25 protein-coding genes are annotated in these 26,013 nt (G+C 60.5%); 9 read left to right on the top strand and 16 right to left on the bottom strand.

The window, feature by feature from the left end:
* The first annotated feature begins 207 nt into the window (after positions 1-207).
* Genes EJA70_RS05430 through EJA70_RS05420 form a run of 3 tightly spaced genes read left to right on the top strand, consistent with a single transcriptional unit; the run spans position 208 to position 1,951 of the window.
* Positions 208-894 (top strand): CsgG/HfaB family protein, encoded by a 687-nt coding sequence (locus EJA70_RS05430; protein WP_178116832.1) that lies wholly within the window; start codon positions 208-210, stop codon positions 892-894.
* A 32-nt stretch (positions 895-926) separates the two neighbouring features.
* A complete protein-coding gene (locus EJA70_RS05425; protein ID WP_008085881.1) occupies positions 927-1,295 on the top strand; it encodes a DUF4810 domain-containing protein in 369 nt (122 codons plus the stop codon).
* Positions 1,292-1,951, top strand: coding sequence for a DUF799 domain-containing protein (locus tag EJA70_RS05420; protein ID WP_158830066.1), 660 nt, complete (start codon positions 1,292-1,294; stop codon positions 1,949-1,951). The genes EJA70_RS05425 and EJA70_RS05420 overlap by 4 nt, the downstream gene beginning before the upstream one ends.
* Before the next feature lie 194 nt (positions 1,952-2,145).
* Here the strand turns inward: EJA70_RS05420 and EJA70_RS05415 are convergent, their stop codons facing one another.
* From EJA70_RS05415 to EJA70_RS05385, 7 genes are all read right to left on the bottom strand, one after another.
* On the bottom strand, positions 2,146-2,808 hold the full coding sequence (locus EJA70_RS05415) for a flavin reductase family protein (RefSeq protein ID WP_008085884.1): 663 nt from the start codon (positions 2,806-2,808) through the stop codon (positions 2,146-2,148).
* 11 nt (positions 2,809-2,819) lie between these two features.
* Positions 2,820-4,307: an amidohydrolase family protein gene (locus EJA70_RS05410; protein ID WP_158830065.1), complete on the bottom strand. Its 1,488-nt coding sequence runs from the start codon at positions 4,305-4,307 to the stop codon at positions 2,820-2,822.
* The gene (locus tag EJA70_RS05405; RefSeq protein ID WP_158830064.1) at positions 4,304-5,500 is read right to left on the bottom strand and encodes an amidohydrolase family protein; all 1,197 of its coding nucleotides are present in this window, start codon (positions 5,498-5,500) and stop codon (positions 4,304-4,306) included. Before EJA70_RS05405 ends, EJA70_RS05410 begins: the two co-directional genes overlap by 4 nt.
* A 156-nt stretch (positions 5,501-5,656) precedes the next feature.
* Positions 5,657-6,709, bottom strand: a complete 1,053-nt coding sequence (locus EJA70_RS05400) for an extracellular solute-binding protein (RefSeq protein ID WP_158830063.1) — start codon at positions 6,707-6,709, stop codon at positions 5,657-5,659.
* A 15-nt stretch (positions 6,710-6,724) separates the two neighbouring features.
* On the bottom strand, positions 6,725-7,513 hold the full coding sequence (locus EJA70_RS05395; protein ID WP_158830062.1) for an ABC transporter permease: 789 nt from the start codon (positions 7,511-7,513) through the stop codon (positions 6,725-6,727).
* The gene (locus tag EJA70_RS05390; protein WP_158830061.1) at positions 7,510-8,427 is read right to left on the bottom strand and encodes an ABC transporter permease; all 918 of its coding nucleotides are present in this window, start codon (positions 8,425-8,427) and stop codon (positions 7,510-7,512) included. Before EJA70_RS05390 ends, EJA70_RS05395 begins: the two co-directional genes overlap by 4 nt.
* 1 nt (position 8,428) lies before the next feature.
* Complete coding sequence (locus EJA70_RS05385) at positions 8,429-9,514, bottom strand: ABC transporter ATP-binding protein (protein ID WP_158830060.1); 1,086 nt, start codon at positions 9,512-9,514, stop codon at positions 8,429-8,431.
* 140 nt (positions 9,515-9,654) lie between these two features.
* Here EJA70_RS05385 and EJA70_RS05380 point away from each other — a divergent pair, with 140 nt between their 5' ends.
* The 3 genes from EJA70_RS05380 to EJA70_RS05370 all read left to right on the top strand — a co-directional run bounded on the left by EJA70_RS05380 (position 9,655) and on the right by EJA70_RS05370 (position 15,545).
* Complete coding sequence (locus tag EJA70_RS05380; RefSeq protein WP_008085895.1) at positions 9,655-10,344, top strand: GntR family transcriptional regulator; 690 nt, start codon at positions 9,655-9,657, stop codon at positions 10,342-10,344.
* Between the two features lie 134 nt (positions 10,345-10,478).
* Positions 10,479-12,590, top strand: coding sequence for a PAS domain-containing sensor histidine kinase (locus tag EJA70_RS05375; RefSeq protein WP_158830059.1), 2,112 nt, complete (start codon positions 10,479-10,481; stop codon positions 12,588-12,590).
* Positions 12,591-12,911: 321 nt separating this feature from the next.
* A complete protein-coding gene (locus tag EJA70_RS05370) occupies positions 12,912-15,545 on the top strand; it encodes an excinuclease ABC subunit UvrA (RefSeq protein ID WP_158830058.1) in 2,634 nt (877 codons plus the stop codon).
* A gap of 106 nt (positions 15,546-15,651) precedes the next feature.
* On the opposite strand, the gene EJA70_RS05365 is transcribed toward EJA70_RS05370, so the two are convergent.
* Genes EJA70_RS05365 through EJA70_RS05340 form a run of 6 tightly spaced genes read right to left on the bottom strand, consistent with a single transcriptional unit; the run spans position 15,652 to position 21,078 of the window.
* Positions 15,652-17,595 (bottom strand): response regulator, encoded by a 1,944-nt coding sequence (locus EJA70_RS05365; RefSeq protein ID WP_158830057.1) that lies wholly within the window; start codon positions 17,593-17,595, stop codon positions 15,652-15,654.
* The gene (locus EJA70_RS05360; RefSeq protein WP_158830056.1) at positions 17,585-18,460 is read right to left on the bottom strand and encodes a sensor histidine kinase KdpD; all 876 of its coding nucleotides are present in this window, start codon (positions 18,458-18,460) and stop codon (positions 17,585-17,587) included. The genes EJA70_RS05365 and EJA70_RS05360 overlap by 11 nt, the downstream gene beginning before the upstream one ends.
* Positions 18,453-19,463, bottom strand: coding sequence for an ATP-binding protein (locus EJA70_RS05355; RefSeq protein ID WP_158830069.1), 1,011 nt, complete (start codon positions 19,461-19,463; stop codon positions 18,453-18,455). The genes EJA70_RS05360 and EJA70_RS05355 overlap by 8 nt, the downstream gene beginning before the upstream one ends.
* On the bottom strand, positions 19,460-19,864 hold the full coding sequence (locus tag EJA70_RS05350) for an anti-sigma regulatory factor (RefSeq protein WP_008084828.1): 405 nt from the start codon (positions 19,862-19,864) through the stop codon (positions 19,460-19,462). Before EJA70_RS05350 ends, EJA70_RS05355 begins: the two co-directional genes overlap by 4 nt.
* The gene (locus EJA70_RS05345) at positions 19,861-20,223 is read right to left on the bottom strand and encodes an STAS domain-containing protein (RefSeq protein ID WP_034155679.1); all 363 of its coding nucleotides are present in this window, start codon (positions 20,221-20,223) and stop codon (positions 19,861-19,863) included. The genes EJA70_RS05350 and EJA70_RS05345 overlap by 4 nt, the downstream gene beginning before the upstream one ends.
* Positions 20,224-20,226: 3 nt before the next feature.
* Positions 20,227-21,078 (bottom strand): STAS domain-containing protein, encoded by an 852-nt coding sequence (locus tag EJA70_RS05340; RefSeq protein ID WP_158830055.1) that lies wholly within the window; start codon positions 21,076-21,078, stop codon positions 20,227-20,229.
* A gap of 251 nt (positions 21,079-21,329) precedes the next feature.
* Between EJA70_RS05340 and EJA70_RS05335 the strand changes: the two genes are divergently transcribed.
* A complete protein-coding gene (locus tag EJA70_RS05335; RefSeq protein ID WP_008084825.1) occupies positions 21,330-21,599 on the top strand; it encodes a hypothetical protein in 270 nt (89 codons plus the stop codon).
* 55 nt (positions 21,600-21,654) lie between these two features.
* Here EJA70_RS05335 and EJA70_RS05330 read toward each other — a convergent pair whose 3' ends face one another.
* A complete protein-coding gene (locus EJA70_RS05330) occupies positions 21,655-22,176 on the bottom strand; it encodes a DUF4142 domain-containing protein (protein WP_008084823.1) in 522 nt (173 codons plus the stop codon).
* 206 nt (positions 22,177-22,382) lie between these two features.
* Here EJA70_RS05330 and EJA70_RS05325 point away from each other — a divergent pair, with 206 nt between their 5' ends.
* A complete protein-coding gene (locus tag EJA70_RS05325) occupies positions 22,383-22,625 on the top strand; it encodes a DUF465 domain-containing protein (protein ID WP_008084822.1) in 243 nt (80 codons plus the stop codon).
* A 109-nt stretch (positions 22,626-22,734) separates the two neighbouring features.
* Positions 22,735-22,899, top strand: coding sequence for a hypothetical protein (locus EJA70_RS30795; protein WP_008084820.1), 165 nt, complete (start codon positions 22,735-22,737; stop codon positions 22,897-22,899).
* Positions 22,900-23,705: 806 nt separating this feature from the next.
* On the opposite strand, the gene EJA70_RS05320 is transcribed toward EJA70_RS30795, so the two are convergent.
* On the bottom strand, positions 23,706-24,782 hold the full coding sequence (locus EJA70_RS05320; protein ID WP_158830054.1) for an SMP-30/gluconolactonase/LRE family protein: 1,077 nt from the start codon (positions 24,780-24,782) through the stop codon (positions 23,706-23,708).
* Positions 24,779-25,924 carry a sterol desaturase family protein gene (locus EJA70_RS05315; RefSeq protein WP_158830053.1) on the bottom strand — a complete coding sequence of 382 codons (1,146 nt, stop codon included), beginning with the start codon at positions 25,922-25,924 and terminating at the stop codon, positions 24,779-24,781. Before EJA70_RS05315 ends, EJA70_RS05320 begins: the two co-directional genes overlap by 4 nt.
* Positions 25,925-26,013 lie beyond the last annotated feature (89 nt).

Below are 26,013 nucleotides of genomic sequence, written 5' to 3'. Positions count from 1 at the left end.
AGGCTGCGATCTTTTGATCTTGTTGTTGAAGATCAAAAGATCGCAGCCTTCGGCAGCTCCTACAGAGGGTGAGCAAGCCAATTCGTTGGCGTCAAAAAAACCTGTTAGTAGTGATGGCACTTTGTCATAATGCCGGCCCTTTTCCGCTCCCCACCACGTTTGTCGTGCCGGGATACCCCTGTTTTACAAAAGGAATACTCAGTGAGAATGTTCTCCCGGATGTTGGTTTCAGGCGTTGCGATTGCTGTGCTCGGCACGTTGGCCAGCACGCTCGCCGGCTGCGCCACCGAAAGCTCCCGCGCGTTGCCGGTGGCCAAGGTTGAAAGCGCCACTCAAGTCTGGACCGGCGTTCGTGTGCCAATGGCCGTGGGCAAGTTCGACAACCGCTCCAGCTACATGCGCGGCATCTTCTCCGACGGCGTCGACCGTCTCGGCGGTCAGGCCAAGACCATTCTGATTACCCACTTGCAGCAGACCAACCGCTTCAGCGTGCTGGATCGCGACAACATGGGCGAAATCCAGCAGGAAGCGGCAATCAAGGGCCAGGCCCAGCGCTTGAAAGGTGCTGATTACGTGGTCACCGGTGACGTTACCGAGTTCGGCCGCAAAGAGATTGGCGATCACCAGTTGTTCGGCATTCTCGGCCGTGGCAAGACCCAGATCGCTTACGCCAAGGTCAACTTGAACATCGTTAACATCAGCACTTCCGAAGTGGTTTATTCGACGCAAGGCGCTGGCGAGTACGCCTTGTCCAACCGCGAAATCGTCGGCTTCGGCGGCACCGCTGCGTACGACTCCACCCTCAACGGCAAAGTACTGGATCTGGCCATGCGCGAGGCGATCAATCGTCTGGTCGATGGCATGAACGCCGGTGCCTGGAAGCCGGGCAACTGATCGACGCCCATTGATTGCAAGGAGCAACACCCATGAATTTGACGTTGTCGCGCTCGCTGATGGCGCTGACGCTGGCCGCCAGTGCCCTGCTGGCCGGTTGTGCCGGCCCGAAAACCCTGTACCAGTGGGAAGACTACCAACCGCAGGTCTACGAATACTTCAAGGGCGAAGAGCCGAAAGAAGCGCAGGCTGAAGTGCTCGAACGTGACCTGCAAAAGATCCGCTCTACAGGCAAAGCCGTGCCGCCGGGTTACCACGCGCACCTTGGCTTGCTCTATCTGAGCATGGGCAAGGACGATCAGATGGTGCAGCAGTTCCGCACCGAGAAAGCGCTGTTCCCCGAGTCTGGCCCGTACATGGATTTTCTGCTTAAAAACGCCAAGACCGGAGACGCCCAATGATCTCGCGTACGCTGAAACTATTGGCCGCCGGTTTGGCCCTGACCGTACTCGGTGGCTGCGTTGCGCCCAAGTCCGTGGATTATTCGGCCTACAAACAGGCGCGGCCGAAGACCATTCTTGTGTTGCCGCCGCTGAACACCTCGCCGGATGTGAAGGCCTCGTACAGCCTGTTGTCGCAAGTGACGTTCCCGCTGGCCGAGGCCGGTTACTACGTGTTGCCGATCGCGCTGGTGGACGAAACTTTCCGCCAGAACGGCCTGACCACCCCGGACGACATCCATCAGGCACCGCCGAACAAACTGCAGGAAATCTTCGGTGCGGACGCGGCGCTGTACATCACCGTGACCGAATACGGCACGCGTTACATGGTGATCAGCAGTGAAACGGCAGTGACCGCGACAGCCAAGCTGGTCGACCTGAAAAGCGGCATCACGCTGTGGACCGGTTCGGCGCGGGCGTCGAGCGAAGAGGGCGGCAATAACGGTGGTGGCGGTCTGATCGGCATGCTGATCACCGCGGCGGTGAAGCAGATCATCAACAGCTCCACCGATGCCGGTTATCCGATTGCCGGTGTGGCGAGCAATCGCCTGCTCTCGGCCGGTCAGCACGCAGGCCTGCTGTACGGCCCGCGTTCGCCGAAATACGGCACTGACTGAAAGATCAAAAGATCGCAGCCTGCGGCAACTCCTACAGGGGGAATGCATTGATCGTTCCCACGCTCTGCGTGGGAACGCATCCCGTGACGCTCCGCGTCACAGTGGACGCAGAGCGTCCATGGCGGCATTCCCACGCGGAGCGTGGGAACGATCAGTAGGAGCTGCCGCAGGCTGCGATCTTTTGCTGTTGGCGTTTATTTGCCAGCGGGCCAAAACCGTTCGCCACCGCCCGGTGCCTCCGTCCACGCTTGCAACGAGCGGGTCGGCAAATCGAAGTAATCGCGGGTGCGCGCGTAACCATGGCCGCCCATCCGGCCAATCGCATCCAGCCCCAATTGATCGATGTACAAGGTTTTCGGGTCGATCAACTCATCGCGCACATGCGCCATCAATACCTCGCCAAAAATGATCTCCCGCGACTGGCCGATGTTCAGTGCCATCATCCGCCGGCACTCCAGCGCCACCGGGGCTTCGCCGATGCGTGGGCATTTCACCGTGGTGCCGGCAATCGCCGTCAGCCCTGCAGCGGTCAGCTCATCGAAGCCCGGCGCGAACGGCACAGCGCAGACATTCATGGCTTCCACCAGTGCATCGCTGACGATGTTCACGGTGAATTCCTGATTGAGCTGGATATTGCGCGTGGTGTCTTTCGGGCTCTGATCGCCGTAGTTCTCCACGCCCAACGCGAGGATCGGTGGGTCTGCCGACAGCGCATTAAAGAAACTGAACGGCGCGGCATTGATCCGGCCCTCGCCATCGATGGTGGTTACCAGCGCAATCGGCCGGGGCACGACGCTGCCGATCAGGATCTTGTATTTTTCCCGTGGGCTGAGTTGGCTGAAATCAAAACTGTGCATGGCAAAAACCTCTAGGAAACTGGATCGATGGCGCTCAATGGCGCGTCGGCGCTGTAGTCATCGGCGAACGGAATGGCCGGCTGGAACAGGGTTTTCCAGTCCGGTCGGGCAAAGGCGCGGTCGCTGTGGCTGCGCATGAGCTTTTCAAATTGGCGTTGCGCCTGGCGTTGCAGGGCGGGGTAGTCGACGCCGCTGACCTGACCGTCGTGCATCACGCAACGACCGTCGATGTAACTGGCGATGCAATCGTCGCCGCGCCCGGCCAACAGCAGGTTTTTCAAAGGGTCGAACAACGGCCCCAAATGCAGGCCGCGCAGGCTGAACACGGTGATGTCGGCTTTAGCGCCGGGGGCCAGACGCCCGAGGTCATCACGCCCCAGCGCCCGCGCGCCGCCGAGGGTGGCGGCGTTGTACAGATCAAGGCTGCGGGTCAGCGCCGAGCCGCTCTCCATCCACCGCGCGATGTTCAAACCGTGGCGCATGTTTTCCAGCAGATCTGCCGGCCAGGTATCAGTGCCGAGGGCAAAGTTGATGCCTTTGGCCCGGTAGCGACCGAACGAGTTCAGCGCCTCGCCATCACGGGCGAACACCAACGGGCAATGCACCAGACTCGCGCCGCCATCAATGACCCGCTGCAAGTCGTCATCGCCCGTGGTGTAAATGCCGTGCGGCAACAGACTGCGCGGCGTGAGCAAGTTCAACTGCTGCAACCAACCGAGCGGCGAGGTGCCGCGCAATTGCTCGACCATCGCCACTTCGCTGAGCGCCTGACAGCAATGCAGGCGCATCGGCGCATTCAGTTCGCGGCTCAGCGCCGAGGTGCGTTGCAGCAGCGCCGGGGTGCAGGTCTGGATGCGATCGGGCAGCAGCGCGCCGCGAATCAAGCCGTCATGCGTGCCGTCAAAATCCTTGAAGAAACGTTCTGCCGCATCAAGGCCGGCCAACCCGCGAGCCTCATCCCAGTGATGGGCCAAGGTGCCGTCGGCCTGCCAATAACTCATGCCACTCATGTAGCAGGGGCCGAGGTAAGTGCGTAAACCGAGTTCACCGGCAACGTCGGCGACGGCGGCAAATTCGTCGTAGGTTTCCGCCCACTCGCGGTAGTACATAGAGGTGATCGGCATCACCGTGGTGATGCCGTTGCGGATCAACTGGGTGAAGGCGTAGCGGTATTTGAAGACCTCTTCTTCCGGGCTGTAAGTTTCACGCGGGCCGGCGGCCAGATACTCGGCAGACCACATGCGGCCCATGGCGCGCTCGTCGCCGTTGTCCAGCGTCAGCACCGTGGAATCGAGATCGCCCAGCGCATCCAGGTCGATGAAGCCGGGACCGATCAACGCGTTGCCGTAGTCGATCCACTGATCCACCGGCCCCTGATAACCACGGCCGACAAATTCGATACGCGAGCCGGCAAACACCACTTCACCGTCGCGCCACAGCACATGCTGCGTGCCGTCGAAGCCGACCACGCAACTGGCGCGCAGGCCGATGCGTTTCACAGACGGCTGTCCAGCAAGCGACCGCCACTGGCGATCAAGCAACCCGCGCGATAGACCTGGCGCAATGGCCGCGCAACGACGGCTTCGCCAAGGGTTTCAACCGGCATCAGCAAGAAGTCCGCGCGCTGACCGAGCGCAAAGCCGTAATCCTCAATGCCCAGCGCCCGAGCGCCATTCACCGTGGCCGCGTCAAACGCCGCCGCCAGTTCATCGTCCTTGCCCAGGTCAAAGCGAAACGCCAGCAACATCGCCCGTTCGAGCATGTCGCCATTGCCCATCGGCGACCACGCATCACGAATGCCGTCGGAACCCAGGCAGACGTTCACCCCGGCCTCGCGCAACGCCAGAAACGGTGGCACGGCGGTGTCGGCCGGCGCTGAACTCATCAGCGAAATCCCCAGCGCCGCCAAGCGCTCGGCAACCGGTTTGACTTGGCTCCACGGCAACATGCCGAGGCAATAGGCGTGGCTGATCATTACCCGGTTGTGCAGGCCGAAACGCTCGGTGTAGTCAGCGATCAGCGCGATCTGCCACAAGCCCAGCTCACCTTTGTCGTGCAGGTGAATATCCACGCCACGACCGAACTCGGCCGCCAGTTTGAAGACGAAATCCAGTTGCGCAATCGGGTCGTTGTCGATGCCGCAAGGGTCGAGTCCACCAACGTTTTCCACGCCCAGCGCCATCGCTTCGCGCATCAATTCGGCGGTGCCGGGGCGGCTGATCAAACCGGTTTGCGGGAATACCACCAGTTGCAAGTCGATCAGGTCTTTGTAACGTTCGCGCAATTGCTGCATGGCTTCGACGTGGCGCAGGCCGAATTCCGGGTCGATGTCGACGTGGCAGCGCATCGTCAGCGAACCGCGGGCGATGCAGTTTTCCAACAGCGCGCCGGCGCGTTCGGCGATCGGCGCGGTAACTTCACGGAGGATACGGCGCTCGTTGCTGATGTAGTCCTTGAGCGTCGGCCCGGCGCTGTTTGGGCGCCAGGGTTGGCCGTAGAGGGTTTTGTCGAGGTGGACGTGGCTTTCGACCAAAGCGCTGGTGAGCAATTGGTTGTGGCCGTCGATGTCAGTGGCGCCCAGCGGTGCATTGTTGGCCGGGCGGCGTTGAGCAAACCGGCCGTTTTCGATCAGCAGGTCTTCGGCGGCGGCGCCGTAGGGGCGCACGTTGCGTAGCCAGTGTGGCTGGGTCATTTCTTTACCTCTAGTTCAATGGTGTCTGGGCGGGCCTCATCGCTGGCAAGCCAGCTCCCACAGGTGTCGAGGTGTGCCCACTTTTTGTATGCGACACAGATCCCTGTGGGAGCTGGCTTGCCAGCGATAAGCGCGCCTCGGTTTCAAGTCAGCCGATCAACCCTTGAGCTTCGACCAGATCCGATCCTGCAGCTCCCGAGCCTTGTTGCTGCATTCCTTCTCCGGGCGCAAACGCGAGGCGTATTCCTCCGGCATGTTGATCGCGTCCATGACCTTCCACTTCGGATCAAGCAACGAATCGCTTTGAATCCCGTTGGCGTAAGCAATGGCGTTCGACACGGCGGCGGCGTTCTCCGGCTTCATCATCCAGTCGATAAAGATCTTCGCGTTACCTGGATGCGGCGCGCTTTTCGGCACGGCGAAGTTGTCCTGGAACATCGCCACGCCTTCACGCGGATAGACGTACTTGATCGTGCTCTTCTGCAAGGTCGCCCGTGCGGTCGAGCCGTTCCAGTTCTGCATCATGATCACCTCGCCCGAAGCCATGCGGTCGACGGTGTTGTCGGAGCTGTACATCTTCAAAAACGGTTTCTGTTTTTGCAGCAATTCCAGAATGCGCTTGGCGTCCTGCGGGTTTTCGCTGCATTCGTCGACGTTCAGGTAATGGCTGGCGGCGTTGATCACGCTGCTCGATGTGTCGAGCGCGGCGAGTTGGCCTTGCAGCTCTTTGCGCGGTTCGAAGAACTCTTTCCACGAGTCATCCAGTTTGCCGCCCGGCACCCGCGCGCTGTCGTAGGAGAAGCCGGTGGTGCCCCACAGATACGGCGCCGAGAACTTGCGTCCGGGGTCGAAACTCGGATCGCGGAACGGCCCTTTGACGTACTGGAAGTTGCTCAGGCTCGGCGCGTCGATTTCCATCAGCAGGTCCTGCTTGATCAGCGTCTGCATGATCGACTGCGACGGCACGATCACGTCGTACGCGGCGCCGCCGGCCTGCAATTTGGCCAGGAGGGTTTCGTTGCTGTCGTAACCGTCCATGGTCACTTTGATTCCGGTTTCCTTCTCGAATTTGGCCAGCAGATCGACCGGGTAGTAGTCGGTCCAGTTGTAGAAAAACAGTTCTTTTGGTTCAGCGGCGTGGGCGCCGAACGCGGCGAAACAACTCAGGGCCAGACCGGATACTGCCAAACGCATGCTTTTGACTTTCATGAGAGTGCTCCAGATTTATTGTTGTTTACCGCGTTGGCCCAGCCAGAAGGCCAGCACCACCAGGACAATCGAGATCAGCAGCATCAGCGCCGAGATCGCGTTGATCTCCGGTGTGACGCCAGCCTTGATCGCCGAGAAGATGTACACCGGCAACGTCGTTGAACCCGGCCCAGCGACGAAGAAGGTCATGATGAAATCGTCGAGGCTGACCACGAACGCCAGCACCGCACCGGACAACACCGCCGGCCACAGCAACGGCAAGGTCACGCGGCGGAACACCTGCCATGGATTGGCGTACAGATCGTTCGCCGCTTCCAGCAGGCTCTTGTCCAGATCGTTGAGGCGCGCACGGATCGGCAGATAAGCAAAAGGAATGCAGAAGCCGATGTGCGCGACGATCACCGTCAGCAAACCGAGCTTGATGCCCAGCGCCATGAACAGCAGCAGGGTTGCCACAGCGGTAACGATCTCCGGCAGGATCAGCGGCAGGTTGATCCCGCCCTCGACCATTTTCTGCCCGTAGAACGGCCGGTACGTGGCCAGTGCCGCGAGCAGCGCAATCGCCGTGGCGCAGACTGTGGCAATGGTTGCGACGATGATCGAATTCAGCGCCGCCGTCTGAATCGACGGGTTGGCCAGAATTCGCCCGTACCAGGCAAAGGAAAACTCGGTCCACACCGTTGCCGAACGGTTGGCGTTGAAGCTGTAGGCGATCAACACAAAGATCGGCAGGTACAGATAAGCGAGGATCAGCAGGCTGATTTCGCGGGTTGCCGGGAGTTTTTTCAGGTGCAGGGAAATCATGCTTTCGCCCCCCGATTGATGGTCTTCGCCGTGCGACGGCTGTACAGCGCGTAAAGCACCAGCGACACCAGCAGAATCGCCAGCAACAGGAATGACAGCGAACTGCCCAGCGGCCAGTTGCGCGCGGTGCCGAACTGTTGCTGGATCAGGTTGCCGATCATCAAAGTCTTGCCGCCGCCAAGAATCGCCGGGGTGATGAAGGCGCCGAGGCTCGGCACGAACACCAGCAACGCGCCGGCAATCACGCCCGGCATCGACAGCGGCAGAATGATGCGGCGCAACGCGTGCCAGCGATTCGCCCCGAGGTCATAAGCGGCTTCCACCAGACGCCAGTCGAGTTTTTCCAGCGTCGAATAGATCGGCAGAATCATGAACGGCAGGAAGCTGTAGACCAGACCGACACTTACCGCGAAATCGTTGTAGAGCAGGGTGATCCCGCCGGCACTCGGGAACAGCGCGTTAAGGCTTTGTGCGACCCAACCGTGTTCGCGCAGGATGATCAGCCACGCGTAGTTGCGGATCAGCAGGTTGGTCCAGAACGGAATGGTGATCAGCAAGACCATCAGGTTGCGTCGGCGCGGGGTCAGGCTCGACATCCACAACGCCACCGGAAAACCGAACAGGAAACACAACACGGTGGTGCCACCGGCCTGCAGCACCGAGCGCAGCAACGCTTGGGCATAGACCCAGTTCAGTTCCAGTTCGCCGTCAAAACCTTCCTGGAAAAACAGCTGCACGTAACTTTGCAGTTGCCATTGCGCTTGCCAGTCGACGCCACCGTAGGTGTTGCGCGGCAGCAGGCTGATGTAGCCCATGATCCCCAGCGGAATGGCGATCAGGGCGAGCAGGGTCAACACCACCGGGCTGAGCAACAGCGCGCGGTTGAGGGCAGGGGAAGTGCTGCTGACGCTCATCTCAGGCCTCCATCAACAGGCAGGCGTGCGGTGGAAGGTGCACGGCAACGCGTTCGCCGACCGCGCGACCAGGGTTCAGGCCTTCGTTGTTTTCGCGCAGCATGACTTTGATGTCGTTGTTCAGCCGGCACTGGTACAGCGTCGCGGTGCCGACGTAGAGCACCGCTTCGATGACGCCACGCAGGTGATGCGGCTGGCTGGCGTCGACCAGTTGCGAACGCTCCGGGCGGAACGCCAGTTGCACGCTGCTGCCATTGAAGCCCTGCGGCTGGCAGGCAATCTCGACCGGCATGCCGTTGGGCACGAAGAGTTTTTCGTTGTGTTCGCCGTGCTTGAGCTGGCCGGGGAGGAAGTTGATGTCGCCGATAAACTGCGCGACAAAGCGATGTTTGGGGTGCTCGTAGATATCGGTCGGGGTACCGATCTGCAGGATCTTGCCGGCCGACATCACGGCGATGCGGTCGGACAGGGTCAGCGCTTCTTCCTGATCGTGGGTGACGAAGATAAAAGTGATGCCGGCTTCTTTCTGCACGCGCTTGAGTTCGACCTGCATTTCCTTGCGCAGCTTGAGGTCGAGCGCTGACAGCGGTTCGTCGAGCAACAGCACTTTCGGTTTCGGCGCCAAGGCCCGGGCCAGAGCCACGCGCTGCTGCTGTCCACCGGACAATTCCGCGGGTTTACGTCCGGCCAGATGCTCCATTTGCACCAGTGCGAGCATTTCGTTGACGCGATCGGCAATCAACTTGCGCTCAAGACCCTGCATCTCGAGCCCGAAGGCGATATTCTGCGCCACACTCATGTGCGGAAACAGCGCGTAACTCTGGAACACCGTGTTGACCCGGCGCTTGAATGGCGGCAGATCGTTGACCGGTTCGCCCGCCAGGCGAATCTCGCCTTCACTGACGTGTTCGAAGCCGGCGATGGTGCGCAGCAGGGTGGTTTTACCGCAGCCCGAGGGGCCTAGCAGGGTAAAGAATTCGTTGTCGTCAATGTCCACCGAAACATTGTCGAGGGCCGGCGCGAGGCCTGGATCATCGGAGTACCGCTTGGAGACGTTGCGCACTTCAATTGCTATTGGTTGACCCATAATGGTGCAATCCTCTATTTATTGTATGCAATATCTGAATGCAATTTAGAAATACCCGGATTAATCTGCGTGTGCAACCCCCTTTTTCCATGGCCGTGCATCGCCAGGGGATGGTTGCCCGACGCCAAAGGAGTGTTCGAATGACCGAGAAGAAACTGGAAACCACGGTCGACCGCGTCTACCAAGGGGTTTACGAGGCGATCAGCAAGCGTTCGTTGCGCCCGGGGATGAAGCTGGGCGAGGCCTCGCTGGCCGAATTATTTAATGTCAGCCGCACGTCGGTGCGCGCTGCATTGAAGCAGTTGGAGGCCGATGGACTGGTCACTACCGAGCCCAATAAAGGGGCATCGGTGTCGCTGCCGAGCAATGAAGAAATCCGTTCGCTGTTCGAAACTCGCCGGCTGATCGAGATCGGCATCGTCACCGAACTGTGCCGACGCAAGGACAGCGCGGCGATGCAGGACTTGCGTGAACATTTATTGCTGGAGGATGAAGCCCACGCTGCCGGTGACCACGAACGGCTGATCCATCTGCTTGGCGAGTTCCACATCAAACTGGCGCGCAGTCTGAACAACCCGGTGTTGCTCGACTGGTTCCAGAAACTGATCTCGCGCGCCTCGCTGTATGCCGCTGCACTGGATGACGACAGCCACGAGGTGTGCCGCGATGACGAACACCTGCGCCTGATCGAATACATCGAGGCCGGCAATCAGAGCGCCGCCATCGAGCTGACCTGTATGCATTTGAACGGCATCGAAAAAGCCATTCTCGACGTCGCCGCGAAGATGAAAACTGGCTACCATCCGCTCAAACACCTGATCGGGGTCTAGCCTCCGAACGGCGATGAAATCGGCTATACCTCAAATGAAACCAATACGACTGAAGACGCTCGAAACAGACGGGCGTCGCGTCGTTCTGGCGTTGCGATTTATCGGGCAATCACCACAGGACACCGAGTCAGTCGATGCAGTTTTTATCCGATAGCCACGGTTGTGATGGCTGGCAAGGCGAAATGGCCGAACGCATCCGCGCGTTCGATTGGCGCCACACCGAACTTGGCCCGTTGCATAGCTGGCCGGCGAGCCTGTGCAGCACGGTGCAATTGATGCTGGCCTCGCCGCTGCCGATGGTCATGCTTTGGGGCCGTGCCGGCTACATGATCTACAACGACGCCTACTCGAAATTTGCCGGTGGCCGCCATCCATATCTGCTCGGTGTGCCGGTGGAGCTGGGCTGGCCGGAAGTCGCCGAATTCAACCGGCATGTGGTCGATACCTGTCTGGCCGGCGGCACCTTGTCGTTCCGCAACAAAGAGCTGGTGCTGTTGCGCGACGGCGTCCCCGAAGATGTCTGGATGGACCTGTATTACAGCCCGGTGGCCAACGATGACGGCGAGCCGGCCGGGGTCATGGCGATGGTGGTCGAGACCACCGAATTCATGCATTCCGAGCGCCTGCGCCAGGCGGCCGAAGATGCCTATCGCGCCGACAATGAACGGGTGCGCCTGGCGCTGAATGCCGGGGCCTTGCTCGGCTCGTTTGTATGGGACGTGAAGAACAACAGGCTGTCGGCGGACGAACGTTTTGCCCGCACGTTCTCCTATCCACCGGATCAGGACCTGAGCAACCTGGCTCAAGACATCGCCGAGTCGCGCGTCCACCCCGATGATTTCGCCTGGGTGCAGGAACGTGTTGCGCATTCCGTGCAGACCGGCGAGCCGTACAACGCTGAGTATCGGGTCATGCGCAGCGATGGCAGTTACATCTGGGTGCTGGCCAGCGGTGGTTGCGAGTTTGATGAGGACGGCCGGCCGCTGCGTTTCCCCGGGGTGTTGATCGATATTCATGAACGCAAGAATGCTGAAGAATCCCTGCTCAAATTCACCCGTAATCTCGAACAGCGCGTCGGCGAAGAAGTCGAGGCGCGGCTGGCGGCTGAAGAACAGTTGCGCCAGTCGCAGAAGCTTGAGGCCATCGGCGGTCTGACCGGCGGCGTTGCCCATGACTTCAATAATCTGCTGCAAGTGATCGCCGGCAACCTGCACTTGCTGGCCCGGCACGAGCCCGACAACGCCAACGTGCAGCGCCGCGTCAGTGCTTCGCTGGCAGCAGTGGAACGCGGAGCCAAGCTGTCTTCGCAGTTGCTCGCATTTGCCCGTCGTCAGCCGCTGTCGCCGGCGGTGTGCAATCCGCAGCAGATCTTCGAAGGCGTCGGTGAGTTGCTGCAGCGGGCACTGGGCGAAACCATTCAGATTGATGTGCAACTGCCGCCTGTGCCGTGGCACATCAACGTCGATCGCAATCAGCTGGAAAACGCCATTCTCAATCTGGCGATCAATGCCCGCGATGCCATGAAAGGTGAGGGCACCATTGCGCTCAGCGCGGCCAATGTGCGGCTCGACCGCGAGTTCTGTGCCGGCAAAGGCATCGTCCCCGGCGAGTTTGTAAGGGTGGCGGTCAGCGACAGCGGCGCGGGGATCCCGGCGCACATTCTGGAGCAGGTGTTCGAACCGTTTTTCACCACCAAGGCGGACGGCCAAGGCACCGGGCTGGGTTTGAGCATGGTCTTCGGTTTCGTCAAACAGAGCGGCGGCCACGTCGACATCGACAGTGCTGTGGGTGAAGGCACGCGCGTGCAGTTGTACTTTCCGCGCAGTTTGCGCCCGATCCTTGATGAAGCGCCCAACTTGCAACGGCAGCAGAGCGGTGGCCACGAATCGATTCTGGTGGTCGAGGACAACGACGCGGTACGTGCCTCCGCGGTCGAGTTGCTGCGCGAAGAAGGCTATCGCGTATTGACCGCCGGTAACGGCGATGTGGCGATGCAAATGCTGCTGGAAGGTGTCGAGGTCGACCTGATCTTCACCGACGTGGTCATGCCGGGCCTGATCAAAAGCTCCGACCTGTTTGCCTGGGCCAAGGTGCAGACGCCGCCGGTGGCAGTACTGTTCACCTCCGGGCATACCCGCGACATCATTTCCCGCAATCACCAACTGAGCCCCGATACGCATTTGCTGGGTAAACCGTACAGCCCGGAGGCGATGCTGCAGATGATTCGTGCGGTGCTTAATGCCTGACTGACAGAACCCTGTGTCTACCGGGATTCTGTGGCGCAAGGAAGTTACCTGATGTGTAAGAAAGCTACCTGAAGTGTAAGGAAACTACCCGAGGTGTAAGGAAATTACTTGTGGCGAGGGGATTTATCCCCGATGGAGTGCGAAGCGCTCCCCTGCATTTCTTCAGGTATACCGAGGGGGCAGGATCTACGACTGCTGCGCAGCCGATCGGGGATAAATCCCCTCGCCACAGGAACTCACCTGTCGCACAAAACTCACTAGTCATAGAGATCTGATCTGGCACCAGAGTTTTTCAAGCAATCTTCCGATCAAGGCCCGCCAATGACTTCCAAGCGTAATTCCAAAGCGCCCGCCGGCATGGTTCGAGTGCGGGGCGCCCGTGAACATAACCTGAAGAACGTCGACATCGACATCCCCCGCGATGCGCTGGTGGTGTTCACCGGGGTGTCCGGTTCGGGCAAATCCTCGCTGGCATTTTCGACTCTGTACGCCGAAGCGCAGCGGCGTTACTTCGAGTCGGTGGCACCGTATGCACGACGCCTGATTGATCAGGTCGGCGTACCGGACGTCGATTCCATCGAAGGCCTGCCGCCCGCCGTGGCCCTGCAACAACAGCGCGGCACGCCGAGTACGCGCTCGTCGGTGGGCAGCGTCACCACGTTATCGAGTCTGATCCGCATGCTCTATTCCCGTGCCGGCAGTTACCCGCCGGGGCAGACCATGTTGTACGCCGAGGATTTCTCGCCTAACACCCCGCAGGGCGCCTGCCCGCAGTGTCATGGCCTTGGCCGGGTCTACGAAGTCACCGAAGCGCTGATGGTGCCCGATCCGAACCTGACGATCCGCCAACGCGCTGTGGCGTCCTGGCCGCTGGCGTGGCAAGGGCAGAACCTGCGCGACATCCTCGTGACCATGGGCATCGACGTCGACATCCGGTGGAAGAAACTGCCGAAAAAGCAGCGCGACTGGATTCTCTTCACCGAAGAAACCCCGACCGTGCCGGTGTACGCCGGGCTGACCCCGGAAGAAACCCGCGTCGCCCTCAAGCGCAAAATGGAGCCGAGCTACCAAGGCACCTTCACCGGTGCGCGCCGCTACATCCTCCACACCTTCACCCACTCGCAAAGTGCGCTGATGAAGAAGCGCGTTTCGCAGTTCATGCTCGGCAGCCCTTGCCCGTTGTGTGACGGCAAACGCCTCAAGCGTGAAGCGTTGTCGGTGACCTTTGCCGGCTACGACATTGGCGAGCTGTCGCAGATGCCGTTGCTGCAAGTGGCCGAGGTGTTGCGGCCCGTCGCGGCGCAGAGTTATCTGGAGCACGCCGAGGAAACCGGCGAGACCTTGAGCCATGCGCAAACCCGTGAGGCCCGTCAGCAACGGGTGGCCCATGGCGCCAGTGGGCATGCCAGCGCGCCGGACGTGCGGCACACGCCGAACCTGTCACTGGAGAAACGTCTGGCGGCGCAGCGTATTGCCGAGGATCTGCTGGAGCGGGTCAGTACGCTGACCGACCTGGGCCTCGGTTATCTGGCGCTGGAGCGCAGCACGCCGACATTGTCGTCCGGTGAGTTGCAGCGTTTGCGGCTGGCGACACAATTGGGGTCGCAACTGTTTGGCGTGATCTATGTGCTCGACGAACCCTCGGCCGGTTTGCACCCGGCGGACGGCGAGGCGCTGTTCGAGGCTTTGCAACGGCTGAAGGCCGACGGCAACACGCTGTTCGTGGTCGAGCATGATCTGGAAACCATGCGCCGCGCCGACTGGTTGATCGACGTCGGTCCGGCGGCGGGCGAGCAGGGTGGGCAGGTGTTGTACAGCGGCCCTCCGGCAGGATTGGCCGGGATTGAAGCGTCGCAGACTCGCGCTTATCTGTTTGCCGAAACCGGGCGGCCAACCCGTGCGGCACGCAAGCCGACGGCGTGGTTGAAACTGGACGGTATCACTCGCAACAACCTGAATAATCTCAGCGCTGAATTCCCGCTGGGCTGCTTCACTTCGGTGACCGGCGTGTCCGGGTCCGGCAAGTCGAGTCTGGTCAGTCAGGCGTTGCTGGAGCTGGTCGGCGCGCAACTCGGGCGGCCGACTGCCGAGGCGGAGCCTGAAGAACTCAGCCTTGAAGATGATGCGCCGCAGCTCAGCAGCGGTCAGGTCACGTCAGGGCTGGAGTCGATCAAACGGCTGGTGCAAGTCGATCAGAAACCCATCGGCCGCACGCCGCGCTCCAATCTGGCGACCTACACCGGCCTGTTCGATAACGTGCGCAAGCTGTTCGCCGCGACGCCCGAAGCCAGGGCTGCGGGTTACGACGCCGGGCAATTCTCCTTCAACGTCGCCAAGGGCCGTTGCGCCACGTGCGAGGGTGAAGGCTTTGTCAGCGTGGAATTGTTGTTCATGCCCAGCGTGTACGCGCCGTGCCCGACCTGTCATGGCGCGCGGTACAACCCGCAGACGCTGGCAATTCTTTGGGAGGGCTTGAGCATCGCGCAGGTGCTGCAATTGACCGTCGATGAGGCGGTGACGGTGTTTGCCGGGCAGCCGGGGATTCGGCGTTCGCTGGAGGTGCTGCGTGATATCGGCCTCGGGTATTTAAGGCTCGGGCAACCGGCCACGGAGCTGTCGGGCGGTGAAGCGCAACGGATCAAACTGGCCACCGAGTTACAGCGCAACCAACGTGGTGCGACGCTGTATGTGCTGGATGAGCCGACCACAGGATTGCATCCGCGCGATGTCGATCGGCTATTGGAGCAACTGGACACGTTGGTGACGGCGGGGCACACGGTGATCGTGGTCGAGCACGAAATGCGCGTGGTTGCGCAGAGTGACTGGGTGATCGACATTGGGCCGGGAGCGGGGGATCAGGGCGGCAGGATTGTCGCCGCTGGCACGCCGCAGAAGGTTGCGGCGAGCAAGAAGAGCAAGACTGCGCCGTTTCTGGCCCGTGCGTTGAGCCGATGAGATTTGGTGCCCTTATTGGCCCCATCGTTGGCAAGCCAGCTCCCACATTGGTTCTGTAAATGACACTAATCCCTGTGGGAGCTGGCTTGCCAGCGATGGCGGTCTGTCAGGCGCCGTCGAGGGTGCGGCGGACTTTTTCGAGCAGTTCGCTGATCTGGAACGGCTTGACCAGCATGTCCATGCCGCTGCCCAGAAATACCTGCCGATTGATCGCCGTTTCTGCATACCCGGTCATGAACAGAATCGGCAAACCCTCACGCCAGCCCCGCGCAACATCTGCCAATTCACGGCCGCTCATGCGCGGCAAGCCGACATCGGTGAGCAGCAGGTTGATCGAAGCATCGTTCTGCAAGCGCTCCAGCGCCGTTTCGATATCCGCCGCCTGAGTGCAGCGGTAACCCGCGTCTTCCAATACTTCGGTGACAAACATGCGCACCGACGGCATGTCCTCGACGATCAACACATGCTCACCCGTGCCTTGTGGGTCGACAACCGGTGACGGCACATCAGCGCCGGTAGGATCGCTGGTGGCCGGCAACATGATCGTCACCTCGGTGCCGCGCCGCGCCACGCTGCGGATGTGTGCGTCACCCCCGGATTGGCGGGCAAAACCATAGATCGTCGACAGCCCCAACCCCGTGCCCTGGCCCAGCGGTTTGGTGGTAAAGAAGGGGTCAAACACCTTGTCGATGACATTGTGCTCAATCCCGGTGCCGTCATCGCGCACCGACAACGCCACATACGCGCCATCGGCCAGATTCGGATCGCCATGGGAGTAGGCGGCATAGGTGTTGACCCAAATGTTGCCACCCGAAGGCAACGCATCGCGGGCGTTGATCACCAGGTTGAGCACCGCGCTTTCCAGTTGCACCGGGTCGACCAGGGCGATCGCCGGTTTCGACGTCAGCTCAAGCTTGAGGTTGATCCGTTCACCGATGGTGCGCATCAGCAATTCTTCCAGCGAGCGCACCTGCTCATTAATGTCCACGGGCCGGGTGTCCAGCGGTTGCTGGCGGGCAAACGCCAGCAGACGATGGGTCAGCGACGCGGCACTCATGGCCGAATTCAGCGCGGCCTCGGAGTAAAACTGCACCTTGTCCAGGCGTTGATCGGCGACGCGTTTCTGGATCAGTTCCAGGCTGGTGATGATCCCGGTGAGCAGGTTGTTGAAATCATGCGCGATGCCGCCGGTGAGTTTGCCCAACGCATCCATTTTCTGCACTTGCAGCAGTTGCGACTCGGCGCGCACGCGCTCGGCGACTTCCTTGGCCAATTGCGTGGTGGTGTCGTTCAGTTGCGCCAGGTGCGAGCGTTCGCGATGACGGTGCTCGGTGACGTCCTCGACAAACACCAGGCTCAACTCTGGCGTGCGATAGGGCGAAATCTGCCACTCGGTCTCGCGAAGCTCGCCGAGCACACGCATGTTCAGCGTGCCTTTCCAGCGCTCGCCATCGACCAGGCGCAGACGCAGTTCGTTGAGGATCGCGCTTTGATCGTCGGCGAAGCATTCGCGCAGGGTTTGCGGGTCCTGATTGTCGAGGATCAGTTGCGCGAAAGCGTGGTTGCATTCATGGACTTTCAAATGCGCATCGAGCACCGCGATAGGCGCTGAAACGTTGACGAAAATCTCGCGAAAGCGCGCCTCGCTCTCACCCAGGGCATTTTCGGTGTCGCGTACTCGCAGCAGCGTGCGCAGGGTCGCTAGCAGCACGTCGGGATCGACCGGGTGAATCAGGTAAGCGTCGGCACCCGCGTCGAGGCCGGTGATGATGTCGCCGGTCTGGATCGAGGCGGCGGACACGTGGATCACCGGCAGCAACGCCGTGCGCGCGTCAGCGCGCAAAATCCGCACGATGTCGAAACCGCTCATGTCCGGCAGATTGACGTCGAGAATCAGCGCATCGAGCGGCTCGCTTTCGATCAGCGCCAGCCCATCAGTGCCGGTGCCGGCTTCCAGCACCTCATAATCGTGGCGCTCCAGGCGCCGGCGCAGGGCGTAGCGGGTGGCGACGTTGTCGTCGACGATCAACAGGCGGATGTCACGTTTCATCGACGTTCTCCAGAGCGATCGCCAGCGGAATGATCACGAAGAAGGTCGAACCGACCCCTGGCGTGCTTTCCAGCCCGACTTCACCGCCCAGCAGGGCCGCGAAGCGTTTACACAGCGACAGGCCCAGCCCGGTACCGCGCAGACGCTTCTGCAACGGCGAGTCGACCTGGGAAAAGTCCTCGAACAATGCGCCATGCAACTCGGTAGCGATACCAATACCGGTGTCGCTCACGGCAAAACGCACTTTGTCGACGCCTTCGAGCCGCGCGGATACCCGCACTTCGCCACGGGTGGTGAACTTCAGCGAGTTGGAAATGAAGTTGCGCAGGATCTGTGCGAGTTTCTTATCGTCGGTGTACAGGCGCGGCAAGCCGACCGGTTCTTCGAAAATCAGATCGACCGCCGAGGCATCGACAATCGGCCGGAACATCCCGCGCAGGGCGGAGAACAGGTCGAACATGTCGAACCACGCCGGGGAAATGGTGATGCGCCCGGCCTCGATTTTGGCCAGATCGAGCAGGTCATCGACCATGTCGCTGAGTTCGCGCGCAGCCGTGCTGACGAACGCCACCTGCTTGTGCTGCTCGGGACTGAGCGGGCCGTCGAGTTCATCGGCGAGCAAGCTGTTGATACTGAGGATCGAGCCTAATGGCGTGCGAAATTCGTGGCTCATGTACGACAGAAAACGGCTTTTCAGATCCGAGGCCTGGCGCAGCTCTTCGGCCTGGGTGTCGAGTTCGGCGTACAGGGCCAGCACGCCCTGATTGGTTTCATCGAGTTCTTCGCGCAGGGCCGCGGTTTCGCTCTGCAACTGCGCAATCAGCGCGGTCTGCTCGGCGCTGTTGAGAATCGGCGACTCAGCCATGGGCGGCCTCCAGGGCAACGACCAGCACCGTTACATCGTCGCGCCCGCGACAGAAGTCGCGGTGCAGGACGCTGGCTATCACGGCGGGATGGCGGTGCACCAGGCCGGGGTAGTCTTGAAGGTTCCAACGGGACTGCAAGCCGTCGCTGTACATGATCAATAGATGTCCGTTCACGTGAGCATAGTCAAAGGGCCGGGCTTTCCGGTATTGCACGCCGACGATTCCCGGGTGCGAGGCCAATCCGCGGGATTTGTCGGCGGCGATCAGGCTGGCGCCGATGTTGCCGACGCCGGCGAAGGTCAGGCGGTCGCGCCGCGCATCGAACTGGGCGAACGCGACGGCGCCACCACGGCTGCCGATCATGTCACGGTGCAGATCTTCCATCAGCATGACTGGTTCGGCGAAGGGTGTCAGGGCAAAGGTTTCGGCGCCTGCAAGACCGGCGCGTTCGGCTTCTTCGCCATGGCCCAGGCCGTCGATGATCAGCGCGCTGATGTTGCCGTCTTCATAGGCCAGGTGCCAGACATCGCCGCAGGCAGGATCGTTGTGCAGTGAGTGCTGGCTGACTCCGAAACGAATGTCCGGCGCCCGATCGGTGCGCGGATACAGTCGCGCCAACAACACCGCGCCACGGGCATCGGCGTACACATCAAACACTTCGGTCTGGCGTGATATTGAGCCAAGACCGATGCCTTGAGTGCCTCCGGTCGAGAAACCGTCGGCCAGACAAGCCTCCAGATCAAAGCCCTGCGCGCGGTCTACGGCGAGCATTTCGATGCCGAAACCATTGGCACGCGGCAACACCCTCAGGTGCATTTCACCGTGGCTGGCGTGCTTGAGTATGTTGCTTGCGAGCTCTGTTGCCACCAGTGCCACGCGTCCGGCATCACGCTCATCGAAGCCATGCCGTTCGGCCAGTTGCTGCGCGGTACGCCGTGCGTAGCCGATCTGGCTGCTGTCCTCGATCGGCAGCACTTGGGTCAGGCTTGTGCCGATATTCATGTCCATCGGGTGATCGTTATTCGAGTGCCTTTGCCGGGCTCGGTGTCCAGTTCGAACTCTTCCACCAGCCGTTTGGCGCCGGTCAGGCCCAGCCCCATGCCACTGCCGGAGGTCCAGCCATCGGTCATTGCCAGTTTCAAGTCGGGAATGCCCGGGCCTTCATCGCGAAACGTCAGACGCAGACCGACCTTGTGATCCTCATCGAGAATCTGCCAGTCCATGTCGCCGCCACCACCGTACACCATGGTGTTGCGCGCCAACTCGCTGACCGCCGTGACCATTTTGGTCAGGTCGATCAGGCGCATGCCGCACTCGGTGGCGAGCTTGCGCGCGGTCTGACGCGCGAGTACCACGTCTTGCTCGATATGGATCGGTTGAGTACCGCTACTGCGCACGGTCATTGTTGCAATACTCGTTCTCGCAGCAGTTTCATCCCTCGCTCGACGTTCAGCGCCGTGCTCACGCCGGGCAAGGTCATGCCGAGTTCAACCAAAGTAATCGCGACCGCTGGCTGCATGCCCACCAACACGGTTTCGGCGTCCATGATTTTCGACAGGCCGGAAATCGTGCCGATCATCCGGCCGATGAATGAGTCGACCATGTCCAGCGCCGAGATGTCGATCAACACCCCGCGCGCCGAGGTTTTACTGATGCGCTCGGACAAATCGTCCTGCAGGGTGAGGGCGAGTTGGTCGTGCATGTCGACCTGAATCGTCACCAGCAGGAAGTCGCCCATTTGTAGGATCGGGATACGTTCCATTGCTTAAGCCGTTTTGACGAAGGTGGTACCCAAACGGGTCAGCGCCAGCTTCAGCGCATCCGCCAGATTGGCCTTGGTGACTACGCCTTGCAGATCGAGGCCGAGATGCACGATGGTTTGCGCGATTTGCGGGCGCACGCCGCTGATGATGCAGTCGGCACCCATCAGGCGGATCGCCGTCACGGTTTTCAGCAGGTGTTGAGCGACGAGGGTGTCGACGGTCGGCACGCCAGTGATGTCGATGATGGCGATTTCCGAACCGGTATCGACGATGCGTTGCAGCAGCGATTCCATCACCACTTGGGTGCGCTGCGAATCGAGGGTGCCAATCATCGGCAGGGCGAGTACGCCGTCCCACAGCTTGACCACCGGGGTCGACAGCTCCAGCAGTTCTTCCTGCTGACGCTTGATCACCGCTTCGCGGGATTTCTGGAAGGTGCGGATGGTGTGCATGCCGAACGCGTCGAGCAGTTCGGAGATTTCCCAGAGCTGTTCGGCGAGCAGTGCCGGTTGTTCTTTGTAATGGGCCTGGAGCAGGTTAAACAACGGGCCTTTGAGGGCGAAGATGAAGCTGGCGGTCTGCTGCGAATCCTGACCGAGCAGGGCGCGGCTGTGGGAAAGCTTTTCGAGGAACTGGCGCGTCGATTCCCAGCCCGGGGCATTGATATTGGTGCCGTAGTCGCTTTCCAGGCCGCTGACTACCAATTGCAGGAACTCGCTGGTCTGTTGCTGTACATCGTGACCTTTCAAATTACGGGTGGCACCGCTGGTTTCCAGCCCGTTGACCCATTCGCCCAGCAGTTGTGCCTGTTTGTTTTTCATCGCATCGAGTGTGCTGTTCTGCAGTGCTGCCATGTGCCTGTTGCTCCGTAGCGAATTAGGGGCCGATCGTGGAAAAACGACCGGCGCGGAATCAATGACATTTGCCGTTTGAAATAGTTGTTCGTTGCCGCGAGGATATTTTTGATCTGGCGCAAAGAACGCCCCGGTAACTTTAGTCGGCGTGGCAAAGAGTGGAGATGTTTTGAACGTTGGCGCGGGCCAGCCTTCGAATGTTCAAGGCCCGACTGGTTTCAGTCGCGCTTGCTTTGACGACCGAGGTGAACATGAACGAGCAATCGAAGCAACAACAGAATCAGTCCGCCGAACCGATCAACCGTAACGACCCGGCGATCGACCCGCAAGTGCCGGGGCAACCGGCGCCAACGCAGCAACAGGGTGATAAAGAACAGGCGCAAAGCGCTGACCCGGCGGTGGATCAGAAGAATCAGCACACGGACAACGACAATGAATTCAGTCCGGGTTTCGAGCCGAAGCCGGATCGGGCGAAGCCGGGGGAGGAGACGGATGCCGATATTGATACGGACGGCGGTTAAGATCGGCGGACATGACAAGGCCGCATCCAATGGATGCGGCCTTTTTTATGGACTGTTACTTGCTCGGGTGTTTGGCCTGCAACTCTTTCGCCGCGGCCAGGTGCTTCTCCAGCGCCGGGAGCATTTTCTGCGCAAACGCCTTCAATTCAGTCGCGCCCTTGACCTTGTCATCCGTCACGGTATTAGCCTGTTTCTTGAACAGCTCGATGGTTTCTTCGTGGGCTTTCACCTGATTATTGGCGTAAGCGGCATCGAACGATTCATCGCGCAGGTCGAGGATTTTTTCCTTGGCCTGTTTGACCAGCGTCGTGGTGTCCGGGACTTCGATATCGTTGGCCTTGGCAATGCTCGCCAGTTCATCGTTGGCCTTGCCATGGTCAGTGATCATCATGTTGGCGAAGGCCTTGATGTCGGCAGACGCGCTTTTTTCCAGGGCCAGCCGGCTGGTTTCGATTTCGGCAATGCCACCGGCGGCCGCGTTATCGACAAAGTCATTGTCAGTGGCGGCGAAAGCGCTGCCCATGCCGGTGCTCAAAGCGACAGCCAAAAACAGATGACGCAGGTTGAATCCGTCCATTGGTGTATCTCCACGCAGGTTTTTATGGGTGTTATGCAATGGAGGCAGCACGGCGAATAAAGGTTTTATCGCATTTGCGACAGGGCGACGAACGGGCACCGCTGGTCTGACAGGTGGTCGACAGAACCGTCCAACCAAGGCCATTCTGATACTTGGCCCGCGCAATCGGTCGCGTTGGCCAGCCGATCAACTGACGGAGGTGTTCCATGCCGGTTTCCCATGACCTGTTTCAGGACTTGAGTTGCACAAAGGAAGAGATCCAGCAAAAACGCACCCAGGATCCACGACTGGATTCACTGATCAACAAGTATTCCCAGGCTGACGCCGACGTGGTCAAGGCCGAAACGGCCACATCGGATGCCCCCAGCGACGACACACTGAAAAAACTCAAAGAGAAGCGTCTGAAGGTCAAGGACGAGATCGTCAGCCATTTACAGATATCGTCATGATCCACATTTGATCCGCCGACCTGCGGTTGCGGATTGACGGGAACGACAGCCACGACCGGCACCTCGAATGTTCAGAGTCTTCAATCAGCGACTCTTTGCGAGGTGCCTTATGAACGATCCCAAATTTCCCAGTGAAGAGCAGGGCGCTTTTGACCCGGTTCCGACGCATCCCGAGCCTAATAGCCCGGCGCACACCACGGCCAATCCAGATGAGCCGGATGAAGAATTGCCGGAAGACGAAGATCCCGACAAGTTCGACAAGTCCAGCAACTGACAGACCGCCATCGCTGGCAAGCCAGCTCCCACAGTGGAGGGTGTTGACCACAAACCCTGCGATCAACATTGCCCCCTGCAGGAGTGAGCCTGCTCGCGATGAAGCCAGCCCGGTCAACATCTCATTGACTGAACCAACGCCATCGCGAGCAGGCTCACTCCTAAGCCGTCCGGTGGTAGATTCATAATCCCCAGCGACAGCAAAACCTCCCACAGTGGAGGGTATTGACCACAAACCTTGTGACCAACATTGCCCCCTGCAGGAGTGAGCCTGCTCGCGATGAGGCCGCCCGGTCAACATCTCATTGACTGAACCAACGCCATCGCGAGCAGGCTCACTCCTACGCCGTTCGGTGGTAGATCCATAATCCCCAGCAACAGCAAAACCTCCCACAGTGGTGGGTGTTGACCACAAACTCTGTGACCAACATTGCCCCCTGTAGGAGTGAGCCTGCTCGCGATGAGGCCTGCCCGGTCAACATCTCATTGACTGAACCAACGCCATCGCGAGCAGGCTCACTCCTACACCGTCCGGTGGTAGATCCATAATCCCCAGCGACAGCAAAACCTCCCACAGTGGAGGGTGTTGACCACAAACCCTGTGACCAACATTGCCCCCTGCAGGAGTGAGCCTGCTCGCGATGAGGCCTGCCCGGTCAACATCTCATTGACTGAACCAACGCCATCGCGAGCAGGCTCACTCCTACACCGTCCGGTGTTAGATCCATAATCCCCAGTGACACAAAAACCTGTGGGAGCTGGCTTGCCAGCGATGGCGTCAGTCAATCCAATACACATCCTGCGGTTTCACTTCAGCGCTGCATCCAATGGCAACCGCGCCATGTGCGTCGCCTTCAGCGAACCGAAATACAACCACTGCCCATACTCGCGCACCGTGGTGATAGGCGAATAATTGCCGCTGCTGGTGTCTTGCAGATTGGCGATCACCTTGCCATCCAGATCCAGTCCCAGCACAAATCCGCGTTTCTCCACCGGTTTGGGCAATACCGTCAGGGACCGCGCGATCATCTTGCGCACGAACGGATGCCCGGCCGTGCCATCCAGCAGCGGCGTACGTGGCGCATACAGCGCGACCCAAAACCGCTTGCTGCCATTGAACGCGAGGTTGTCCGGCAGCCCGGGGAGGTTGTCGATGAACAGGTCATGCGTGCCGGCCTTGGGCCCGGTCAGCCAGTAACGACTGATGCGGTAGGCGCCGGTTTCGTTGACCAATACATAGGCGTCATCCGGGCCGAGGGTCACGCCGTTGGCAAACTGCAGCTTGTCCAGCAGAACACTGGTTTTGCCGCTCTGGAAGTCATAGCGCAGCAGACGGCCTTCGCCGCTGTGTTCGATGATCGCCTCGCCGTCGTGCCCGTAGCCCCAACGGCTGGAAGCATCGCTGAAGTAGGCGTAGTGCCCGGACTGGTCGATGGCGACATCATCGGTAAAACCGAACGCCACGCCATTGGCCTCCGTGGTCAATGGGATCAGGCGGCCCTGCGCGTCGAGCGAGAGCAAGCCCTTGACCGCGTCGGCGATCACCAGCAGACCGTTCGGATGCCGCGCCAGTCCCAGCGGCCGCCCGCCCGTATCCGCCAGCACCTGGCGCGCCTTGCCGTCGAGGCTGGTGCGGATCAGTCGGCCGTCGTGCAGCCCGGTGATCAAGAAGTCTTCCTCCAGCAACAACGCCTCAGGCCCTTCAATGTCGCTCGGCCCGACCTGTGCCGTGCCTTTGAGTCGCTGGTTTTCGGCATACAGCCCAGCGGTCAGCGACGGCGCTGGCTGGGGTGTCCAGGCGACCGGTTCGACTTTGGTGGGCATCAGCAGCAAGAAGGCGATGACGATGACGATCAGCAGCAGAAAAATGTGCCGCAGCTTCATGCGCTCGCCCTCGCTGACAGCGTGTACTGCGCTGCCATATCGCGCAACGCCAGCATTGAAGCGGCTGATTCGCGCTCGATGCGCCGTTTGAGTAGTAACTGGTTGGCAATGCGCATGCCCAAGCCCTCGAAACGGTAGTCGAGGGTGCGAACAAACCGTGTAGCGCTGGCATCCCCTGAACATTCATACGTCAGCAGCAGTGACAGACCATGATCGCCTTGGGCGCGTGCGCACCAGCGCCGGCCAGGCAAATATTCGGTGACCTCCCAACGCAAGTGACCCGCACGCCCGCCGGCATGAATATCCTCCTCGAAGTGCGCGCCGGCGTGGAGCGGGCCTTGCGCGCCGTCGATCTTCAGCGACGACGGATGCCATTCTGGCCAGCGGCTGACGCTGGCGGCGTAGGCGAGGACGGCGATCGGCTCGCCGGCGATATCGATCTGGTGCTGCATGCGGGTCATGGGCATTCTCGAATAGCTCAAGGGGCTGGCTTCGGGCTCCCAGTACAGGGTGCCGAACAGGTAATCCATCAACGGCAAAACGATATTGAAATTGCGCTCCTGCATGCGCTCGCGCCGGTGATGCAGCTCGTGCAGGCGGCGCATCTGGCGGATCCACGGCAAGCGGGCCAGCGGGTTTTTCGGCGGCAGATGCTCACAGGCGTGAAACACCTCATACGTCAGGTAACCGAGCACCATGCAACCGCCAAACAACCCGGCCACGTTGGCGTTGAATTGTGCGAACAGCCACCACAAGGGCAGGGTGATGACCAGCGTGTGGATGACGATCAGCCACGCCGGAAACAGAATCACCCGCCAGTCGCGAGCGCTGTCGTAGGTCATGTGGCCGGGGGTGAAGAAGCTGTGATGATCGCCGGCGTGCCGCGCGTAGAACAGTTTGGCGAAGGCCTTTTTGTGATGGCCGAGATGGCGATGAACCATGTACACGGCAAAGTTGAAAAATAGCAATGTCAGCGGCACGGTCAGCCATTCAAGCGCGCTGGCCTGATGCACTCGGCTGCAGAACACGCCGATGGCGAGCACGCCGAACAGCAGCACAAACGTGCCGTGCAGCCACGGGTTGTACAACGGATGGATCGCCGCACGATAGCGGCTGCGAAATGCCTCGGTGGTCTGCCTCACTGCGTTCACCTGTGGGTATTGTTGTTATACCCGGCAGATTAGCCGATCCGGCGGTTTGTGCAGGTCAGACCTTGAGGTCACATGCGCCA

Origin of the sequence: Pseudomonas sp. PB103 (assembly GCF_009764635.1) — a bacterium.
Classification (GTDB): Bacteria; Pseudomonadota; Gammaproteobacteria; order Pseudomonadales; family Pseudomonadaceae; genus Aquipseudomonas.
Note: the sequence above shows the minus strand (reverse complement) of the source record. Positions and strands in the feature narration are given on the sequence as shown.

What these genes read in the sequence shown, in the direction of transcription:
- EJA70_RS05345 (WP_034155679.1), bottom strand. Translation starts at nt 20,223, where the DNA reads ATGGAACGTATCCCGATCCTACAAATGGGCGACTTCCTGCTGGTGACG.
- EJA70_RS30795 (WP_008084820.1), top strand. Translation starts at nt 22,735, where the DNA reads ATGAACGATCCCAAATTTCCCAGTGAAGAGCAGGGCGCTTTTGACCCG.
- EJA70_RS05380 (WP_008085895.1), top strand. Translation starts at nt 9,655, where the DNA reads ATGACCGAGAAGAAACTGGAAACCACGGTCGACCGCGTCTACCAAGGG.
- EJA70_RS05400 (WP_158830063.1), bottom strand. Translation starts at nt 6,709, where the DNA reads ATGAAAGTCAAAAGCATGCGTTTGGCAGTATCCGGTCTGGCCCTGAGT.
- EJA70_RS05330 (WP_008084823.1), bottom strand. Translation starts at nt 22,176, where the DNA reads ATGGACGGATTCAACCTGCGTCATCTGTTTTTGGCTGTCGCTTTGAGC.
- EJA70_RS05390 (WP_158830061.1), bottom strand. Translation starts at nt 8,427, where the DNA reads ATGAGCGTCAGCAGCACTTCCCCTGCCCTCAACCGCGCGCTGTTGCTC.
- EJA70_RS05360 (WP_158830056.1), bottom strand. Translation starts at nt 18,460, where the DNA reads ATGGCTGAGTCGCCGATTCTCAACAGCGCCGAGCAGACCGCGCTGATT.
- EJA70_RS05420 (WP_158830066.1), top strand. Translation starts at nt 1,292, where the DNA reads ATGATCTCGCGTACGCTGAAACTATTGGCCGCCGGTTTGGCCCTGACC.
- EJA70_RS05385 (WP_158830060.1), bottom strand. Translation starts at nt 9,514, where the DNA reads ATGGGTCAACCAATAGCAATTGAAGTGCGCAACGTCTCCAAGCGGTAC.
- EJA70_RS05405 (WP_158830064.1), bottom strand. Translation starts at nt 5,500, where the DNA reads ATGACCCAGCCACACTGGCTACGCAACGTGCGCCCCTACGGCGCCGCC.
- EJA70_RS05370 (WP_158830058.1), top strand. Translation starts at nt 12,912, where the DNA reads ATGACTTCCAAGCGTAATTCCAAAGCGCCCGCCGGCATGGTTCGAGTG.
- EJA70_RS05325 (WP_008084822.1), top strand. Translation starts at nt 22,383, where the DNA reads ATGCCGGTTTCCCATGACCTGTTTCAGGACTTGAGTTGCACAAAGGAA.
- EJA70_RS05430 (WP_178116832.1), top strand. Translation starts at nt 208, where the DNA reads ATGTTCTCCCGGATGTTGGTTTCAGGCGTTGCGATTGCTGTGCTCGGC.
- EJA70_RS05415 (WP_008085884.1), bottom strand. Translation starts at nt 2,808, where the DNA reads ATGCACAGTTTTGATTTCAGCCAACTCAGCCCACGGGAAAAATACAAG.
- EJA70_RS05335 (WP_008084825.1), top strand. Translation starts at nt 21,330, where the DNA reads ATGAACGAGCAATCGAAGCAACAACAGAATCAGTCCGCCGAACCGATC.
- EJA70_RS05350 (WP_008084828.1), bottom strand. Translation starts at nt 19,864, where the DNA reads ATGACCGTGCGCAGTAGCGGTACTCAACCGATCCATATCGAGCAAGAC.
- EJA70_RS05355 (WP_158830069.1), bottom strand. Translation starts at nt 19,463, where the DNA reads ATGAATATCGGCACAAGCCTGACCCAAGTGCTGCCGATCGAGGACAGC.
- EJA70_RS05365 (WP_158830057.1), bottom strand. Translation starts at nt 17,595, where the DNA reads ATGAAACGTGACATCCGCCTGTTGATCGTCGACGACAACGTCGCCACC.
- EJA70_RS05340 (WP_158830055.1), bottom strand. Translation starts at nt 21,078, where the DNA reads ATGGCAGCACTGCAGAACAGCACACTCGATGCGATGAAAAACAAACAG.
- EJA70_RS05320 (WP_158830054.1), bottom strand. Translation starts at nt 24,782, where the DNA reads ATGAAGCTGCGGCACATTTTTCTGCTGCTGATCGTCATCGTCATCGCC.
- EJA70_RS05425 (WP_008085881.1), top strand. Translation starts at nt 927, where the DNA reads ATGAATTTGACGTTGTCGCGCTCGCTGATGGCGCTGACGCTGGCCGCC.
- EJA70_RS05395 (WP_158830062.1), bottom strand. Translation starts at nt 7,513, where the DNA reads ATGATTTCCCTGCACCTGAAAAAACTCCCGGCAACCCGCGAAATCAGC.
- EJA70_RS05375 (WP_158830059.1), top strand. Translation starts at nt 10,479, where the DNA reads ATGCAGTTTTTATCCGATAGCCACGGTTGTGATGGCTGGCAAGGCGAA.